Origin of the sequence: Stenotrophomonas sp. Iso1 (assembly GCF_027497995.1) — a bacterium.
Lineage (GTDB): Bacteria > Pseudomonadota > Gammaproteobacteria > Xanthomonadales > Xanthomonadaceae > Stenotrophomonas.
Genome location: NZ_JAODBT010000001.1, coordinates 1569210 through 1586637, shown reverse-complemented (window position 1 = coordinate 1586637; position 17428 = coordinate 1569210). Strand labels below are relative to the sequence as shown.

The following is a 17428-nucleotide window of genomic DNA, read 5'->3' as shown; positions in this document are numbered from 1 at the left end:
CCCGAACCCATAAACACCCCGACCTGAACGGCAATGGCCCGCACGCGGCGGGCCATTGCCTTCTCTCACCTACCGGGAAAGCCTGCGCCTCAGGCGCGTGCTTCCTTCAGCAGCTTGCCACCGGCCTTCTTCTCGCGTGCGGCGCGGATGAAGCCGATGAACAGCGGGTGCCCGCCACGCGGCGTGGACAAGAATTCCGGGTGCGCCTGGCAAGCCAGGAACCACGGGTGTTTGTCACGCGGCAGTTCAACCACCTCCACCAGCGTGTCATCCATCGACTTGCCGGCGATCACCAAGCCAGCGTCTTCCAGCTGGGTGCGGTAGCGGTTGTTGAACTCGTAACGGTGACGGTGACGCTCGGCCACCACGTCCTTGCCATACAGCTCGTGCGCCAGGGTGCCTGGCTTCAAACGCTGTTCCTGCAACCCCAGACGCATGGTGCCGCCCAGATCGGACTTCTCATCGCGCTTCTCGACATCACCGCTGGCGGTACGCCACTCGGTGATCAGGCCGATCACCGGGTTTGGTGATTGGCGGTCGTTTTCGGTGCTGTTGGCGCCTTCCAGACCGGCCACATGGCGGGCGAAATCAACCACCGCCGCCTGCATGCCATAGCAGATACCGAAGTACGGCACGCGGTGTTCACGGGCGTACTGCGAAGTCAGCACCTTGCCTTCAAAGCCGCGGTCACCAAAGCCACCCGGCACCAAAATGCCGTCCACGCCGTCCAGCCCCGCCAAACCGGATTCTTCCAGCTCCTGCGCTTCCAGCCACTTCAGGTTGACCCGGGTGCGCTGGCGCAGGCCGCCGTGCTTGAGCGCCTCACCCACCGATTTGTAAGCGTCCTGGTGATCGACGTACTTACCAACGACAGCAATGGTCACCTCGTCCAACGGGTGCAGCGCTGCATCCAGCACCGCCTCCCACTCAGATAGGTCGGCAGGACCGGCCTTGTCAGCGAGCTTGAGCTGGTTGACCACGATCTCATCCAGGCCCTGCGCATGCAGGCCCATCGGCACGCGGTACAGCACTTCCACGTCTGGCACGCTGATCACGGCACGCTCGGAGACGTTGGTGAACAGCGAAATCTTGCGGCGCTCCGAATCCGGAATTGCCTGCTCGGAACGGCACAGCAGAACGTCCGGCTGGATGCCGATCGAACGCAGCTCCTTGACCGAATGCTGGGTCGGCTTGGTCTTCAACTCACCAGCCGCCGCAATGAACGGCACCAGCGTGAGGTGCATGAACAGCGCCTTCTCCGGACCGCGCTCGGTGCGCACCTGACGGATCGCCTCCAGGAACGGAAGCGACTCGATATCGCCGACGGTACCGCCGATTTCCACCAACGCTACGTCGAAACCTTCCGTGGCCTCGTCGATGCAGCGGCGGATTTCATCGGTGATATGCGGAATGACCTGCACGGTAGCGCCCAGGTAGTCGCCCCGGCGCTCCTTGCGGATCACGTTCTCGTAGATGCGCCCGGTAGTGACCGAATTCTTTCGGCTCAAGCGGGTATGCACGAAACGCTCGTAATGGCCCAGGTCCAGATCGGTCTCGGCACCGTCATCGGTGACATAGACCTCACCATGCTGGAAAGGACTCATCGTGCCTGGATCGACATTGATGTACGGATCCAGCTTCATCATCGTGACCTTCAGGCCACGCGCCTCGAGAATCGAGGCCAAAGACGCGGCTGCAATGCCCTTGCCAAGCGAGGACACCACACCACCGGTAACAAAAATAAGGGGGGTCATGGCTCACTGCCTCCCGGAAAGCCCTAGTTTAAAGGTTGTCGCCTAAACACCCAAGCACAGGATGAGGCGACCTCAAAAAAAAGACGCCCCAGCCTGAGCCGGGGCGTCTGTCATGCAGGGAAAACCGCGTCAGCGACGACGGCGGGCTTCCTCTTCCTCTTCTTCACGCGGTGCGGCCTGCTGATCGCCCTGCGCCTTTTCCTGCGCGGCGGCGGCGGCACGGCGCTTGGCCTTCTGCTCAGCCTCGCTCTGCGCCCTGTCTACCGGGGCCGCCTGGGCGGTTTCACCCGTCTTGGCCCTGTCGGCGGTCTGCGCCATCACGAAGGGAACCGCTACTACCGCGGCGGCAACCGCTGCCAGAACCAGTAATTTCGACGATTTCATCCGTTTACTCCTCAATATGCCCGCCGGGAAGGGCGAAGCTCATCAAACCGCACACAGGATACCTCGCCCCGCCTCGCCGCGCCCTGAATGCCCCGCGTGCAAAAATCGCCGACAGACCGCAAACTCCCCCGTCGCTTTGCGCCTTAATTCGAGATACATGAACGCCCGTTACAACGCCGCCGACATCGAAGTCCTTTCCGGCCTGGACCCGGTCAAACGCCGCCCTGGCATGTACACCGACACTGCGCGCCCGAACCATCTGGCGCAGGAAGTCATCGACAACTCGGTCGATGAGGCCCTGGCAGGCCATGCCCGGACGGTGGAAGTGGTGCTGTTCAAGGACGGCAGCTGCGAGGTCAGCGACGATGGCCGCGGCATGCCCGTGGACATCCACCCGGAAGAAAAGATCCCCGGCGTCGAACTGATCCTTACCCGGCTGCACGCGGGCGGCAAGTTCAATAATCGCAACTACACCTTCTCCGGCGGCCTGCACGGCGTGGGCGTATCGGTCGTCAATGCGCTCTCCAACCTGGTGGAAATCCACATCCGCCGCGATGGCAGCGAGCACCGCATCACCTTCCGCGATGGCGACCGCGCCAGCCCGCTGGAAGTGGTGGGCAGCGTTGGCAAGAAGAACACCGGCACCCGTCTGCGCTTCTGGCCAGACCCGAAGTATTTCGACACCAATAAATTCAACGTCCGTGCGCTGCGCCACCTGCTGCGCGCCAAGGCCGTGCTGTGCCCGGGCCTGACCGTCAAGCTGACCGAAGAAGCCACTGGCGAAGTCGACACCTGGTATTACGAAGATGGCCTGCGCGACTACCTGAAGACCGAGCTGGGCGAGCGCGAAATGCTGCCGGCCGACCTGTTCGCCGGCAGTCTCAAGAAAGAAACCGAGATCGTTGACTGGGCGGTGGCCTGGCTACCGGAAGGCGAGCTGGTCCAGGAAAGCTACGTCAACCTGATCCCGACCGCTCAGCACGGCACTCACGCCAACGGCCTGCGCACCGGCCTGACCGAGGCATTGCGCGAGTTCTGCGACTTCCGCAACCTGCTGCCGCGTGGCGTCAAGCTGGCGCCGGAAGACGTGTGGGACCGCGTGTCGTTCGTGCTGTCGCTGAAGATGACCGACCCGCAGTTCAGCGGCCAGACGAAGGAGCGCCTGTCCTCGCGCCAGGCGGCCGGCTTCGTCGAAGGCGCCGCACATGACGCCTTCAGCCTGCTGCTCAACCAGAACGTGGAGCTGGGCGAGAAAATCGCGCAGATCGCCATTGAACGCGCCAGCGCGCGCCTGAAAACCGAAAAACTGGTCACCCGCAAGAAGGTCACCCAGGGCCCCGCCCTGCCCGGCAAGCTGGCCGATTGCATCAGCCAGGATCTGTCGCGCACCGAGCTGTTCCTGGTGGAAGGTGACTCGGCAGGCGGCAGCGCCAAGCAAGCCCGCGATAAGGATTTCCAGGCCATCCTGCCGCTGCGCGGCAAGATCCTGAATACCTGGGAAGTGGCTTCGGGCAGCGTGCTGGCCTCCGAAGAAGTCCACAACCTGGCCATCGCGATCGGCTGCGACCCCGGCAAGGACGACCTGTCCGGCCTGCGTTACGGCAAGGTGGTGATCCTGGCCGACGCCGACTCGGATGGCCTGCATATCGCCACCCTGCTCGCTGCGCTGTTCCTGCGTCACTTCCCGTCGCTGGTGGATGCCGGCCATGTATTCGTGGCAATGCCGCCGTTGTTCCGTATCGACGTGGGCAAGCAGGTGTTCTACGCGCTGGACGAAGAGGAAAAACGCTCGATGCTGGACAAGATCGAGCGCGAGAAGATCCGTGGCCAGATCAGCGTGACCCGCTTCAAGGGCTTGGGCGAAATGAACCCGCCGCAGCTACGTGAATCCACCATCCACCCGGATACACGCCGCCTGGTACAGCTGACCGTAGACGATGGCGAGATGACCCACTCGCTGATGGACATGCTGCTGGCCAAGAAGCGTGCGGCAGATCGCAAGGGCTGGCTGGAGAGCAAGGGCGACCTGGCTTCGCTGGAAGCCTGAGTCAGGGCTCGCCGCAGGCCGGGACGTAGCGAAAGCCCCATCCCGGCATTCAATGGCAGGCGAACATCACGACGCCGGGGTTCATTCCCGCTTAAAAGCCCGCCTTTATCGGCGGGCTTTTTTATTGATTTCGCCAATTGCTCGTCAGGAGCAAATCCAAGCCCAGCACCCCCGACCAAGCGCGGCGTAGACAGGAAGCCAAAGCCACGGAGAGGCGCGGCCTTCAAAGCACGCGCGCCAGGTGGTCAGCTCAGCTGGCGCGCTGCATCTACCCGGCTTCAAAGCTTCCCTTTCTCCGCGCACAAAAAAGCCCACCGAAAGGCGGGCTTTTTCTTTGCACTTATAGCACCAGTCAGTGCCAGCCGACCATCTCGAATCCCTTCAGGATCAGGTAGGCGCAGCCACCTGCAGCCGGAATCGTCAGAATCCACGCCCAGACGATGCGTTCAATCACACCCAAGCGCAGCGAACGCGGGTTCTTGGCAAAACCTACACCCATGATCGCGGTGGAGATGCTGTGCGTGGTCGAAACCGGCATGCCGAAGTGCGCAGCAAGGGTCAGGATGGTGGCCGAGCTGGTTTCCGCAGCGAAACCATGGATGGGGTGCAGCTTGACCATCTTGTGGCCCAAGGTCTTGATGATCTTCCAGCCACCCGATGCGGTACCAGCAGCCATCACCACGGCACAGGTCAGCACGATCCACATCGCAATACCGTTGCCGGTACTTGCGTCGGGATGCATGAAAGCCAGCCACGATGGCAGATCGTTCAATGCACCCGTCGCTTCGGCACCAACCAGGGTCATGGCAATGATGCCCATGGTCTTCTGCGCGTCGTTATGGCCGTGAGCGAAACCCATGTAGGCCGCCGATACGATCTGCGCCTTGCCAAAGAACATATTGACGATGCGCGGACGCGCCAGACGGCCGATCCAGCCACCGACCTTGGCCATCGCCGCGATGATTGCCCACAACAGGCACATCACCACGATACCGAGCAAGAAGCCGGCGATCGGCGAGGTGATCATTGGCAGAAACACCTTCCACAACAGGCCCTTGTTCTGGGCCCAGGTGCCAAGGCGTTCGGACCAGATCAGTACATCCCAGTTGTTGTGAGCTGCGGCCAGACCCGCGCCACACAAGCCGCCAATCAGGGCATGCGAGGACGAGGACGGAAGACCCTTCCACCAGGTGATCAGGTTCCAGATGATGCCGCCCAACAGCGCGCACAGAATCACCTGCGGAGTAACGTCAATCACATTGGTGTTGAGCAGGCCTGAAGCGATGGTCAGCGCCACGGCGGTGCCGGTTAGCGCGCCGATGAGGTTCATGAACGCGGCCAGCATCACTGCCCAGCCGGGCGAGAGCACTTTGGTCGCTACAACGGTGGCGATGGAGTTGGCCGTGTCGTGGAAGCCGTTGATGAACTCGAAGACGAGCGCGGCCAGGATCACCACCAGAACTAAGGTGAGCATGCGGGCGTCCGTCAGCTGTTTTTCAGGACGATCTGGTAAGCCACAACGCCCGCTTCACGGCAGCGGTCGATGGCTTTTTCCAGGATCTCGAAGAATTCCTTGAGCAGGAACATCTGCAGGTTGTCCAAGCGCCCGGAGTAGATGTCGCGATACAGCTCAAGCATCAATCGGTCCGCTTCGTTCTCCAGCGAGCGCAGCTTCTCGTTGAGTGCGGTCATCCGGTCCAGATTCATGTGGCGCAGGTCATTGACCATGTCCACCACAACGCTGGCAGCCTGTTCGAGCATCGCTGCGCGCGGGGCGAAGTCGATGTGCTCCAGGTGCGTGGTCGCAAGTGAGTAGCGATCTGCGAACTTTTCAATCTGCTTGGGAATCTTGTACAGCGCCGAACCCAGCGCTTCGATGTCTTCGCGCTCGATGGGCGTCATGAAGCTGTCCACCAACGCCTGGCTGATCTTGTCAGAGGCGGCGCGTTCGCGCAGGCGGGCCAGCTTGAAGGCGTCCAGGGCCGGCTGACGATCTGCTTCGCGCAGCATCGAGTGCAGCGCTTTGGCACTGTCCTGGGCGGCTTGGGCAGCCTCGTCCAGCAGGGTATAGAACTGTTTGCCGGAACCGAAAATGGTCTGCAGAGAGAACATGAGAAACCTATACGCCGTCGCGGGAGGGACGGCACCGGGGCGGATTATGACGGTTAGATGGCATCTCGGGTATTCCTGCACCTTGCTGGCCCTGTCCTGTGAACGCATCGTTGCCGCTCATCCCCCCGGGTTTGCTAATATCCCCCGGCGCCTTCGTGGCGCACCCTATGGACGACGACCCTTATCCCCCGCCGCCGCGCTGGACTCCGCTCCTGAGCGCCTGTGGCCATCGCAAACACCCGCCCTCCCCGCCACCAACCCGGGGAGAGACCCGTGTTTGAATTTTTTATCGTACTCGCGCTGATTCTGCTCAACGGCTTCTTTGCCATGTCCGAAATGTCGGTCATGACATCGCGCAAAAGCCGCCTCAAACAGATGGCCGGCTCGAGCAAGCGCGCCGCACGGGCACTGGAACTCTCTGAAAAACCAGAGAATTTTCTGTCCACCGTACAGATCGGCATCACCTTGATTGGCATCCTCACTGGCGTCTACGGTGGCGACGCCATTGGCGGCGCGATTGCCCAGCAGCTGCAAGCGGCCTTCCCGTCGCTATCGGCCACCTTCTCGCTGGTCGGCGAACCGCAGCCGTATTCGAGTTTCATCGGCAAGGTGCTGGCTGTTGCGCTGATCACCTACCTGACGCTGATCTTCGGCGAACTGGTGCCAAAACGCCTCGCATTGACCCGTTCTGAAGATATTGCCGGTTTCGTCTCGGTGCCGATGAGCTGGCTGGCCCGCATTGCCGCACCTGGCGTCTGGCTGTTGTCACGCTCCACCCAGCTGGTGCTGCGCATCATCGGCCTGGGCAAGACTGAGTCGGCATCGGTCACTGAAGAAGAGATCCGCATGCTGGTGGCCGAAAGCCATGAGGCCGGCGTCATCGACTCCCATGAGCGCGACATGATGAATCGCGTCATGCGCCTGGGCGACCGCACCGCCGACAGCCTGATGACCCCGCGCAACCGCATTGCCTGGCTGGACACCACCGCCGACCCGGCCAAGAACCTCCACACCATGCGCGACCATGCGTTCTCGCGCTATCCGGTGTATCGCGGCAATGACCAGGACATCGCTGGCATTCTTGAAGTGAAGACGTTGGTGACACGCCTAGAAGGCGCCCACGGTTCGCTGTTCGAGAATCTGCGCGAGACGCTGTATGTCTCCGAATCCACCCATGCGATGAAACTGCTGGAAATCTTCCGCGAAGAACACCAATCGATGGCATTGGTGGTGGACGAGTACGGCGAAATCCAGGGCTTGGTGACCATCTCCGACCTGATGGGCGCGGTGGTTGGCCGCCTGCAGGCCACTGAAAACTCCGACGAAGACGCATTGGTCGTGACCCGCGCCGATGGCTCCCTGCTGGTGGACGGGTCACTGCCGATAGACGACCTGCGCGAACTGATGGAAGGCGCCGAGCTGCCGGACGCCGAGGAAGGCGATTACTACACGCTGGCGGGCATGTGCATGCACCAGTTCGGGCGCATACCGCATGCGGGCGAGTATTTCGACTGGGCAGGTTGGCGGGTCGAGATCGTCGACCTGGATGGCGCACGTATCGACAAGCTGCTGATGCACAAGCTGCCAGAAGAAGATGCTGATGACACCACCGGTTGATCGGCCCGACGACACCGTGCAAGACGATGCCTATCAGAACGAGGGCATCCGCACGCTGCTGGGAATGTTCGAGCGCGGCGATCCGGCCGAGCAGCTGAGCCTGGGGCAGATATTGCAGGGACTGGAACAGAGCGCTTTTGGCATGTTTCTGTTCATCGCGATCCTGCCGGCATTCATTCCGATTCCGGGCATTGGCGGTGCCATCAGTGGGCCACTGGTGTTGCTGATTGGCATGCAACTGCTGTGTGGCTTGTCGCGGCCATGGCTACCCGGTTTCATTGCCAGACGCGGCCCCAAGCGCGGCACCATGCATACATTCCTCGGCAAGATCGGCCGCCCGTTGCGACGGCTGGACCGCATGCTCAAGCCGCGCTTGCCGCTGCTGATCAGCCCGCTCCCCGCGCGGATGTTTACCGGCGTCCTGCTGCTTCTGGTCGGCCTGCTGCTGTCGCTGCCGATCCCGTTCACCAACTATCTGTTCGGCTTCCAGCTGTTGCTGTTCGCGCTGGCACTGATTGAACGCGACGGTGCATTGATGCTGGTCAACTGGGCGGCGGCCGTCGCGGCAGTGCTGTTCTTCGGCCTGAGCTCGGGCCAGTTGGTGACTGGCGTGATCGACTTGGTACAGCGCTGGACCGGTGGCTGACGCCGCTGCCGTTATACAAACGGCAGCCGCTCCAGGAGCGGGCATCCACCACCACGCTGACTGATCAGGACAGAAGCCTGCAGAGTGCAGGCTTCCGTGATGCCGCAGGCGTCTGGTTTCGCGGCCCAAGCCGTTGCTACAAGGGCGCTGCTTTTACGCGTGTGATGCTTGCCATGCCTGCATGGCCAGCTCAAACGAACGCAGCCGCGCGGCATGGTCGAAGATGTTGGCAGTCAGCAGCATTTCGTCCGGACGATGACGCTGCGCGAATGCCTGCAGCCCCTCGGCCACCTGAGCAGGATCGCCCAGCACCGTGCACGCCAATGCCCGCTCCACGCCGCTCTTTTCATGCGGCTCCCAGAACGCCTCGATGTCTTCCACCGGCGGCGGAATCTGCCCGGGGCGCCCACGACGCAGATTCACAAAGCTCTGCTGCTGCGTGGTGAACAGACGCCGCGACTCGGCCTCTGACTCGCTGGCAACGACATTCAACGCCAAGATCGCGTAAGGCTCACGCAGGTGCTCAGACGGCTTGAAGTCGCGGCGATACAGCGCCAGTGCTTCATCCATGGAATCCGGCGCGAAGTGCGAGGCGAAGGCAAACGACAAACCCATCGCTGCCGACAGCCGCGCACTGAACAGGCTGGAGCCCAGCAACCACACCGGCACATCCACGCCCGCGCCCGGCACGGCCTGCACGCTCTGCCCCGGCTGCGCCGGCGCGAAGTAATGCAACAGCTCGGTCACGTCCTGCGGGAACTGGTCGGCGCTGTCGAAATAGCGACGCAACGCGCGCGCGGTGGCGTGATCGGTACCCGGCGCGCGGCCGAGGCCCAGATCAATGCGCCCCGGATAAAGCGAGGCCAACGTGCCGAACTGTTCGGCCACTTGGAGTGGCGAGTGATTGGGCAACATGATGCCGCCGGCGCCGACACGGATGGTCGACGTGCCACCCGCCACATGGCCGATCAGCACCGAGGTAGCGGCGCTGGCGATACCCGGCATGTTGTGATGCTCAGCCAGCCAAAAACGGCGGTAGCCCCAGCGTTCAGCGTGCTGGGCCAGATCAAGCATGTTGCCAAAGGCCTGCCGTGGGCTGGAGCCTTCACAGACGGGGGCCAGATCGAGAACGGAAAGAGGAATCATGCGGCGGCTTCCAGAGATGATGGAAACGACATGGGGCCGCTGGATCGTAAAGGAACCGCTGTAGCCTGAACGCTGTTTTCCGCAATGAGACTACCTGTCGCCCTGAGAACGGGCTGCGGCCGCCCACTCTCTCCGGCCTATTGGCCTTGTCCGACCTCAGGCCGCTTGGCTTTCGTCGCGATCCACCAACGGCTGCAGCTGCGCGTCCAGCGCCACGCGCTCGTCAAAGACGAAGCAACGGCCGTCATAGCCTTCGCCGCCCACTTCCTCGAAGTAACCCAGAATGCCGCCTTCCAGCTGCAACACGTTATGCATGCCGCCGTTCTGCATCCACAACGCGGCCTTTTCACAACGGATGCCGCCGGTGCAGAAACTCACCACGGTGGCGTCAGCCAGGTCCTCACGGTGCGGCTCAAGTGCGGCCGGCAGGTCGGTGAATTTAGCGATTGGCAGGGTCAATGCGCCGGTAAAGGTACCGTGCGCGAACTCCTGCTCGTTGCGCGTGTCGAGCATCACCACGCGCTTACCGCCGTCGTCATGGCCCTGCTGCAACCAACGCTGCACGGTGGTCGGAGCGACACTGGGCGCACGCGGGTAATCGAGCGGCTGGCCATCATCACGGCGGAAACTGATGATCTCTGTCTTGACCTTGGCCTTGAGCCGCGCGAATGGCTGCATCTGGCTATAGCTGTATTTGACACGCATGTCGGCAAAGCGCGCGTCAGCCTTCAGCGCCGCGTAAAAGGCATCAACACCTTCACGGCTGCCAGCCAGGAACAGATTGATACCCTCACCCGCCACCAGGATGGTGCCGCGCAGCTCCTGCGCCTTGGCACGCTCCAGCAACACCGCATTGAGCGCGTCAGCATCGGGAAGAGGGACGAAATGGTAGGCGGCGGTATTGACGATCATGGGCCGTATTGTAACGGCCAGCCGTACTATTGGCCGCTTCAGCCGCGTAGCAGCACGAACGGCAACAGCACCAGCGCCGCAGCGGCCAGCATGCCCAGCAGCACCGCAATCACGTAAAGCGGGCGTTGCCTGAACAAACTGCTGAACGTCTGCGCGCTGCCATCCCGCAAACTGGCCTCACGCTCGGCACGCATACGTTGCGTGCGCTCGGCCTGGTAGGTCGCCATCAATACCTTGGCGCGCGGATGGTCTTCGTTATCGCGCAACCAGATGCCGCCGTTGGAAATGCCCCACGGACTGGGCTCGGTGCGATACCAGGGGATGCGATTGAGGTCGAGCAGTTCGCCGACTTCGTGACTTTCGTCGTCACCGACATTGCGCAGATTGAGGAGCAGCTTGGCCATCGCGCAATGATACCCGCCAGCGATGCGCTACCCTTGCACGCCCTTTTCGTCGGAGCCGTTCATGCGCCGTCTGTTCATCCCGCTTCTGCTGTCCCTACTCGTCGTTGGCTGCACCCCGCCGGGCCCGCCGCCGGGTGGCAGCATCGCCACGTTCGAGCGTATCGACACCCAGCTGGGCACCGGCGCCGAGGCCGTCGCTGGCAGCAAGATCACCGTGCACTACACCGGCTGGCTGTATGACGAACGCACCGCCGACAAGCACGGCAAGAAGTTCGACAGCTCGGTGGATCGCGGCGAGCCGTTCACCTTCAACCTGGGCGAAAAGCAGGTCATCCGTGGCTGGGATGAAGGCTTTACGGGCATGAAGATTGGCGGCAAGCGCACGCTGATGATTCCGGCCGAATACGGCTACGGCAATCGCAGCACCGGCCCAATTCCGGCCGGCTCTTCGTTGGTATTCGACGTTGAACTGCTTGATGTCCAGCCCCGCTGATACCGGCCTCGCCGGCAAGCGCGTTGCCGTGATCGGCGGCGGCCCTGCAGGGCTGTTCGCTGCCGAACACCTGTGCGCGGCCGGATTGCAGGTGGATCTGTATGAAGCCAAGGGTTCGCCCGGGCGCAAGTTCCTGATCGCCGGCAAAGGTGGGCTCAACCTCACCCATTCCGATCCACGGCCGCTGTTCGACTCGCGCTACCGCGAACGACAGACTGAAATCAGCCGTTGGCTCAATGGCTTTGATGCGCAAGCGCTGCGGGATTGGGCGGCGGGCTTTGGCGTGGAAACCTATGTCGGCAGTTCCGGGCGCGTTTTCCCGGTGGATCGCAAGGCCGCGCCATTGTTGCGCGGCTGGGTGCGCCGACTGAAAGAGCGCGGCGTACGCTTCAACGTCCAACACCGCTGGTTGGGCTGGAATGCGGACGGCAGCCTGCGCATGGCCACCGAGAATGGCGAGGTCACCGTGCACTCCGACGCCACCGTACTTTCGTTGGGCGGTGGCAGCTGGCCGCAGCTGGGCTCTGACGGCAGCTGGATGCCGATCCTGCAACAGCACGAAGTGGATACCGCGCCACTGCAATCGGCCAACTGTGGCTTCGATATCGACTGGACACCGCATTTCAGCCAACGCCATGCCGGCGCACCGCTGAAACCGGTTGTCGCCCATTGGCACGATCTGCAGGGACAGCCGCACCAGTTGCAGGGCGAATGCGTGGTGAGCGAGTACGGCATCGAAGGCAGCCTGATTTATGCGCTTTCGGCCGACCTGCGCGAAACACTCAATCGCGATGGACAAGCACGTCTTGAACTGGATCTTGTGCCTGGCCGCGATGACGCGCGCCTGCTCACCGACCTCAGCCGCCCGCGCAAGGGCCGCAGTTTCGGCGAACACCTGCGCCGTGCTGCAGGGCTGGATGCGGTAAAGGCTGGCTTGTTGTTTGAAGTGCTGGGCAAAGATGCAGGCAACGATATCGTTGCCGTTGTGCGCACGCTCAAACGCCTGCCGCTGCAAGTGCTACGCCCGCGTCCGATGGCTGAAACCATCAGCACCGCCGGTGGCGTGCGACTGGAAGCGATGAACGACGAACTGATGCTGACCGCCCTTCCGGGCGTGTTCTGCGCAGGCGAGATGCTGGATTGGGAAGCGCCGACCGGCGGCTATCTACTTACCGCGTGCTACGCCAGCGGGCTGTGTGCAGCAAAGGGCGTGATTCGCTGGCTGGGCAACTAAGCCCCGCCACAATCAAACGCCGGCCGAGTCATGCCCGGCCGGCGCTTTGCCGGTAAAACCTTGGCGGAGCATGGCTCCGCTCTCCGTGACGCGAGACTTCAGCGCAACTTGCTTGAACGCAGTGCGGTAATCCGTGCGGGCGGGATGAACGAGTCACTGCGCGCATCGGCCCAGTACTCGCGGAACACCACATGCTCCGGCACCTTATTGAGCAGTTCGCCCGGCGCAAGATACCGATACAGGGCAGCCAGCGAACGGATTTCCACCGGCGAGACCCGCCGCAGAATGTGCTCCGGCCCCAGTTCGGAAGGGTCATTCAAGCCGGCGGCGCCCAACAAATCGCGCAGCGCGCGCAGCGTATTCTCGTGGTAATTGAACACCCGCTGCGCCTTATCCATCGGCTCCAGGTGGCGCCAACGGCTTGGATCCTGGGTGGCGATACCGGTCGGGCACTTGTCGTTGTGGCAACTCAGCGACTGGATGCAGCCCAGCGCGAACATGAAACCACGCCCGGCGTTGCACCAGTCCGCACCGAGCGCGATGGTGCGGGCGATATCGAACGCGCTGGTCACCTTGCCGGCCGCACCCAGACGGATGCGGTCACGCAGGTCCAGACCGACCAAGGTGTTGTGCACCAAAATCAGCGCTTCGTTCATCGGCACGCCAACGTGGTCGATGAATTCGGCCGGTGATGCACCGGTGCCGCCTTCGGCGCCATCGACCACGATGTAGTCCGGCAACAGCCCGGTTTCCAGCATTGCCTTGGCAATGCCAAACCATTCCCACGGATGGCCGAGCGCCAACTTGAAGCCAACCGGCTTGCCACCAGACAACTCACGCAGGCGTGCGACGAACTGCAGCAGCTCTACCGGCGTGGAAAACGCCGAATGCTTGGAGGGCGACACGCAGTCCACGCCCAGCGGCACACCGCGGGTGATGGAGATTTCCGCACTGACCTTGGCGGCCGGAAGCACGCCACCATGGCCGGGCTTGGCACCCTGCGACAGCTTGATCTCGATCATCTTGACCTGATCACTGCTGGCATTTTCGGCAAAGCGCTCCTCACTGAAGCGGCCATTCTCGTCACGGCAACCGAAGTAGCCCGAGCCAATTTCCCACACCAGATCCCCGCCATTTTCGCGGTGATACGGCGATATCGAACCTTCGCCGGTGTCGTGATAGAAGCTGCCGAGCTTTGCGCCCTTGTTCAAAGCACGGATGGCATTGGCCGACAACGAACCAAAGCTCATCGCCGAGATGTTGAACACACTGGCCGAATACGGCTTGGCGCATTCGCTACCGATCACCACGCGGAAGTCATGGTGCGGAATGCTGGTCGGCGCCATCGAATGGTTGAGCCACTCGTAGTCCACCGCGTAAGTGCTGCGCAGCGTGCCAAACGGCACCACGTCCATTTCATTGCGTGAGCGCTGGTAGATCAGCTGCCGCTGCTGGCGCGAGAACGGCACGTCCTCCAGATCGCTCTGCACGAAGTACTGTCGGATTTCCGGGCCAATGGATTCAAAGCCGTATCGGAAGTGCGCTAGCACCGGGTAATTGCGACGCAGCACGCTGCGCCGCTGCAGCACATCCCAGGTACCGAGCACCGACATGATGCCGAACAGGGCAACACCCCAGTACCAGGCGGGCCAATGGGTCGCCAGAGCGAGCGTTACCGGCAGCAGAACCAGTGCCAGCACATAAACCAGGTAGCGATGCATTGCCTTCCTCGACTTCAGGGATGGCGGATTCTACAACCGGTCGTCCACTGCCTGCCGGGGCCAGACCGATTTAACGTCGTAGACCACCACGTCCGGCACACCCAGCGCACGAATGGTGGCGACATCGAAATCACGGAATTGGTGGTGCGCCACCGCCAGCACCACGGCGTCGTAAGCGCCTTGGGCCGGGGCTTTCACACGTTCTACACCACCCATGTCACGCGCCCCCTCCGGGGGAGCCCACGGGTCAAATGCATCCACCTGCGCGCCGGCAGCGGACAGCATCTGTACCAGGTCCAGCGCGCGACTATTGCGCAGATCCGGGCAGTCCTCCTTGAAGGTGACGCCCAGCACCAGCACGCGCGCGCCCTGCAGCGGCTTGCGCCTGCCTTCCAGCAGCAGACGCACGCGTGACACCACATGCGCAACCACCCGGTTGTTGACCTGTCGCGCGGTGTGGATGAGATCCGGGTGGTAACCCACGCTTTCGGATTTGTGCAGCAGGTAGTACGGATCAACGCCAATGCAATGCCCGCCCACCATGCCCGGCCGAAACGGCAGGAAATTCCACTTGGTCCCAGCCGCCTCAAGGACATCGAGCGTGTCGATATCGAGCCGATCGAAAATCAGGGCAAGTTCGTTGACCAGGGCGATATTCACGTCACGCTGGATGTTCTCCACCACCTTGGCGGCCTCAGCGACACGGATGGACGATGCCGGCCAGGTACCCGCGGTGATGATGCGTTGGTACAGCCCATCCACCACGGCCGCCGCTTCCGGCGTGGAACCTGAAGTGATCTTGCGGATGTCAGGAAGACGCCGCTGGCGATCACCAGGACTAATCCGCTCTGGGCTATAACCACAATAAAAATCGGTGTTGAAGCGCAAGCCCGAGCCCTGCTCCAGCAACGGCACACAGACTTCCTCGGTGGTGCCCGGATACACGGTGGATTCGTAGATCACCAGATCACCGCGCTTGAGCACCCCAGCGATCAGGTTGCTTGCCTGGCGCAGCGGCTCAAGATCCGGTTGCTCATACGCATCAATGGGCGTGGGCACGGTGACGATGAAGACGTTGCGCGAAGCAAGTTCATCCGGATGGGCGGTGTAGCGTGCGTGGACACCGCTGACCAGCTCGGCGTCATCCAGTTCCAGCGTGTGATCATGGCCACTCTGCAGTTCGGCCACACGGGCGACATTGATGTCATAGCCCAGCGTGTCCAGTGTCTTGCCGAATTCGACGGCCAACGGCAGGCCGACATAGCCCAGACCAATGATGGCGATCCGCGGCGCGGCCGCAGCGGTGATCTGAGCACTCATGCCATTCCCGACTGTGCGAAGTTGTGCCCGGGGCGGGGATCGAACCCGCATAGCCTTGCAGCTGAGGGATTTTAAGTCCCTTGCGTCTACCAGTTTCGCCACCCGGGCGTCGCAATAGCGTGCCTGATCGGGCCGCGATTGTGAATCGCGAACTGCGATTCTGTGCAGGGAAGCGGCTTTAGATGGCCCGGGAGTAGCGAGCAGGCTGCTGCGGCGCCCTCAGGTAGCGGTCAAAACACATCGCGATCAGCCGCAACAGCGGCCGACCTTGCCGGGTAGCGGCCAGATGCCCGTCACTGCAGACGGCCAGACCGTCGTGTTGCAGTTGCTGGAATGCATCCAGCTCTTCGGCGAAATAACTGTCGAAATCGATGCCATGGCGTTTGCCAAGTGCGTAGCCATCCACCCTGCCGTGACACATCAGCTCCTGGATCAACTCCGCACGCAGCACGTCGTCCTGATCCAGCTCCAGGCCACGCCATACGGGCAGGCCACCGGCGTCCAGACGGGCCTCCCAATCCTTGAGGTCGCGCGGATTCTGACTATAGCTGTTGTCGATGCGGCTGATGGCGCTGACGCCCAGGCCCAGCAGGTCGGTATCAGCATGGGTGGTGTAGCCCATGAAGTTGCGGTGCAGACTGCCGGCGCGTTGTGCACGCGACAGATCCTCTTCCGGCAGAGCGAAGTGATCCATGCCGATGTACTGATAACCCGCCGCCGACAAGCGCTCCACCGCCAGGCCCAACAGCGCCAGCTTCTGCTCAGGGCTGGGCAGGTCGGCATCCGGAATCTGCCGCTGCGCCTTGAACATGTGCGGCAGGTGCGCGTAGCCGTAGATAGCCAGCCGATCCGGCCGTGCGGCCATCACGGTGTCCAGCGTGCGGCCAAAGCCTTCCAACGTCTGCAGCGGCAGGCCATAGATCAAGTCAACGTTGACCGAGCGCATGCCGTTGTCGCGACAGGCCTGGATGATGGCCATCGTGTCCTCAACGCCCTGAATGCGATTGATTGCACGCTGCACCATCGGGTCGAAATCCTGCACGCCGAGGCTGGCGCGATTGAAGCCCAGTTCGGCCAGCACCGCGATGTCGTCCACGCTGACCGAGCGCGGATCCAGCTCGATGGAGAAATCGCGCGCGGTGCTTTCGCTGAAATTGAAGCGCTTCCCTAAGCCTTCCACCAGCCGCCGCAGCTGCGCCGGCTCCAAGAAGTTCGGCGTACCACCACCGAAATGCAGCTGGATCACCTCACGATCGTCACTCAACAAGGGCGCCGCGCGATCGGCCTCCAACAGCACCTGGTCGACGTAATGTTCGCCCTTGCTGCGATCACGACTGATGATCCGGTTGCAGCCGCAGTAGAAGCACGGGCTGGTGCAGTACGGCACATGCACATACAACGAAACCGGCCGCCCCGCATCATTGCTGCGAGCGATGGCCGCCTTGAACTGCGCCTCTCCATAGCCGTCATGGAAATGCGGCGCGGTGGGATAGGAGGTGTAACGCGGGCCCGGCCGGTCGTGCCGACGCAACAGCTCCGGGTCAAAGGTCCAACCCAATGGATTCAGCAGTGCAGGTTTCGTGTCCATGGCACGTAGCATCAGCCAGCCTGGCTTGCACCGCCTTGAGCAAGATCAAT

15 protein-coding genes and 1 tRNA gene are annotated in these 17428 nt (G+C 62.3%); 5 read left to right on the top strand and 11 right to left on the bottom strand.

Features of this window, described 5'->3' with window-relative positions; genetic code table 11:
* Positions 1-89: 89 nt before the first annotated feature.
* Together PAN08_RS06880 and PAN08_RS06875 are read right to left on the bottom strand one after the other, a co-directional pair.
* A complete protein-coding gene (locus PAN08_RS06880) occupies positions 90-1754 on the bottom strand; it encodes a CTP synthase (protein WP_269790716.1) in 1665 nt (554 codons plus the stop codon).
* 129 nt (positions 1755-1883) lie between these two features.
* A complete protein-coding gene (locus tag PAN08_RS06875; protein ID WP_269790715.1) occupies positions 1884-2138 on the bottom strand; it encodes a hypothetical protein in 255 nt (84 codons plus the stop codon).
* 157 nt (positions 2139-2295) lie between these two features.
* Between PAN08_RS06875 and parE the strand changes: the two genes are divergently transcribed.
* On the top strand, positions 2296-4185 hold the full coding sequence (parE, locus tag PAN08_RS06870) for a DNA topoisomerase IV subunit B (RefSeq protein ID WP_269790714.1): 1890 nt from the start codon (positions 2296-2298) through the stop codon (positions 4183-4185).
* Between the two features lie 352 nt (positions 4186-4537).
* Here parE and PAN08_RS06865 read toward each other — a convergent pair whose 3' ends face one another.
* Together PAN08_RS06865 and PAN08_RS06860 are read right to left on the bottom strand one after the other, a co-directional pair.
* Positions 4538-5659 (bottom strand): inorganic phosphate transporter, encoded by a 1122-nt coding sequence (locus PAN08_RS06865; protein ID WP_269790713.1) that lies wholly within the window; start codon positions 5657-5659, stop codon positions 4538-4540.
* Between the two features lie 11 nt (positions 5660-5670).
* The gene (locus PAN08_RS06860) at positions 5671-6297 is read right to left on the bottom strand and encodes a DUF47 family protein (protein ID WP_057632489.1); all 627 of its coding nucleotides are present in this window, start codon (positions 6295-6297) and stop codon (positions 5671-5673) included.
* A 273-nt stretch (positions 6298-6570) separates the two neighbouring features.
* On the opposite strand from PAN08_RS06860, the gene PAN08_RS06855 reads away from it, so the two are divergent.
* Both PAN08_RS06855 and PAN08_RS06850 read left to right on the top strand, forming a co-directional pair.
* A complete protein-coding gene (locus tag PAN08_RS06855) occupies positions 6571-7914 on the top strand; it encodes a hemolysin family protein (protein ID WP_269790712.1) in 1344 nt (447 codons plus the stop codon).
* Complete coding sequence (locus tag PAN08_RS06850; protein ID WP_269790711.1) at positions 7898-8560, top strand: exopolysaccharide biosynthesis protein; 663 nt, start codon at positions 7898-7900, stop codon at positions 8558-8560. The genes PAN08_RS06855 and PAN08_RS06850 overlap by 17 nt, the downstream gene beginning before the upstream one ends.
* Positions 8561-8713: 153 nt before the next feature.
* Here the strand turns inward: PAN08_RS06850 and PAN08_RS06845 are convergent, their stop codons facing one another.
* The 3 genes from PAN08_RS06845 to PAN08_RS06835 form a co-directional block, all read right to left on the bottom strand.
* On the bottom strand, positions 8714-9706 hold the full coding sequence (locus PAN08_RS06845) for an LLM class flavin-dependent oxidoreductase (protein ID WP_269790710.1): 993 nt from the start codon (positions 9704-9706) through the stop codon (positions 8714-8716).
* Positions 9707-9862: 156 nt separating this feature from the next.
* On the bottom strand, positions 9863-10618 hold the full coding sequence (locus PAN08_RS06840) for a sulfurtransferase (protein ID WP_269790709.1): 756 nt from the start codon (positions 10616-10618) through the stop codon (positions 9863-9865).
* A 38-nt stretch (positions 10619-10656) separates the two neighbouring features.
* The gene (locus PAN08_RS06835; RefSeq protein WP_269790708.1) at positions 10657-11022 is read right to left on the bottom strand and encodes a DUF6164 family protein; all 366 of its coding nucleotides are present in this window, start codon (positions 11020-11022) and stop codon (positions 10657-10659) included.
* Positions 11023-11083: 61 nt separating this feature from the next.
* Here PAN08_RS06835 and PAN08_RS06830 point away from each other — a divergent pair, with 61 nt between their 5' ends.
* On the top strand, positions 11084-11515 hold the full coding sequence (locus PAN08_RS06830; RefSeq protein ID WP_269790707.1) for an FKBP-type peptidyl-prolyl cis-trans isomerase: 432 nt from the start codon (positions 11084-11086) through the stop codon (positions 11513-11515).
* Positions 11499-12749 (top strand): TIGR03862 family flavoprotein, encoded by a 1251-nt coding sequence (locus PAN08_RS06825; RefSeq protein ID WP_269790706.1) that lies wholly within the window; start codon positions 11499-11501, stop codon positions 12747-12749. The genes PAN08_RS06830 and PAN08_RS06825 overlap by 17 nt, the downstream gene beginning before the upstream one ends.
* A 98-nt stretch (positions 12750-12847) precedes the next feature.
* On the opposite strand, the gene PAN08_RS06820 is transcribed toward PAN08_RS06825, so the two are convergent.
* The 4 genes from PAN08_RS06820 to hemN form a co-directional block, all read right to left on the bottom strand.
* Entirely contained in the window at positions 12848-14470 is a 1623-nt protein-coding gene (locus PAN08_RS06820; RefSeq protein WP_269790705.1) for an FMN-binding glutamate synthase family protein, read from the bottom strand.
* Positions 14471-14500: 30 nt separating this feature from the next.
* Positions 14501-15790, bottom strand: coding sequence for a nucleotide sugar dehydrogenase (locus tag PAN08_RS06815; RefSeq protein WP_269790704.1), 1290 nt, complete (start codon positions 15788-15790; stop codon positions 14501-14503).
* Positions 15791-15814: 24 nt separating this feature from the next.
* Positions 15815-15898 (bottom strand) — tRNA-Leu (locus tag PAN08_RS06810).
* A 70-nt stretch (positions 15899-15968) separates the two neighbouring features.
* Positions 15969-17378, bottom strand: coding sequence for an oxygen-independent coproporphyrinogen III oxidase (gene hemN / locus PAN08_RS06805; RefSeq protein WP_269790703.1), 1410 nt, complete (start codon positions 17376-17378; stop codon positions 15969-15971).
* Positions 17379-17428 lie beyond the last annotated feature (50 nt).

Coding starts and splice junctions, on each gene's coding strand:
- PAN08_RS06880 (WP_269790716.1), bottom strand. CDS start 1,754: ATGACCCCCCTTATTTTTGTTACCGGTGGTGTGGTGTCCTCGCTTGGC.
- PAN08_RS06875 (WP_269790715.1), bottom strand. CDS start 2,138: ATGAAATCGTCGAAATTACTGGTTCTGGCAGCGGTTGCCGCCGCGGTA.
- parE (WP_269790714.1), top strand. CDS start 2,296: ATGAACGCCCGTTACAACGCCGCCGACATCGAAGTCCTTTCCGGCCTG.
- PAN08_RS06865 (WP_269790713.1), bottom strand. CDS start 5,659: ATGCTCACCTTAGTTCTGGTGGTGATCCTGGCCGCGCTCGTCTTCGAG.
- PAN08_RS06860 (WP_057632489.1), bottom strand. CDS start 6,297: ATGTTCTCTCTGCAGACCATTTTCGGTTCCGGCAAACAGTTCTATACC.
- PAN08_RS06850 (WP_269790711.1), top strand. CDS start 7,898: ATGACACCACCGGTTGATCGGCCCGACGACACCGTGCAAGACGATGCC.
- PAN08_RS06845 (WP_269790710.1), bottom strand. CDS start 9,706: ATGATTCCTCTTTCCGTTCTCGATCTGGCCCCCGTCTGTGAAGGCTCC.
- PAN08_RS06840 (WP_269790709.1), bottom strand. CDS start 10,618: ATGATCGTCAATACCGCCGCCTACCATTTCGTCCCTCTTCCCGATGCT.
- PAN08_RS06835 (WP_269790708.1), bottom strand. CDS start 11,022: ATGGCCAAGCTGCTCCTCAATCTGCGCAATGTCGGTGACGACGAAAGT.
- PAN08_RS06830 (WP_269790707.1), top strand. CDS start 11,084: ATGCGCCGTCTGTTCATCCCGCTTCTGCTGTCCCTACTCGTCGTTGGC.
- PAN08_RS06825 (WP_269790706.1), top strand. CDS start 11,499: ATGTCCAGCCCCGCTGATACCGGCCTCGCCGGCAAGCGCGTTGCCGTG.
- PAN08_RS06820 (WP_269790705.1), bottom strand. CDS start 14,470: ATGCATCGCTACCTGGTTTATGTGCTGGCACTGGTTCTGCTGCCGGTA.
- PAN08_RS06815 (WP_269790704.1), bottom strand. CDS start 15,790: ATGAGTGCTCAGATCACCGCTGCGGCCGCGCCGCGGATCGCCATCATT.
- hemN (WP_269790703.1), bottom strand. CDS start 17,378: ATGGACACGAAACCTGCACTGCTGAATCCATTGGGTTGGACCTTTGAC.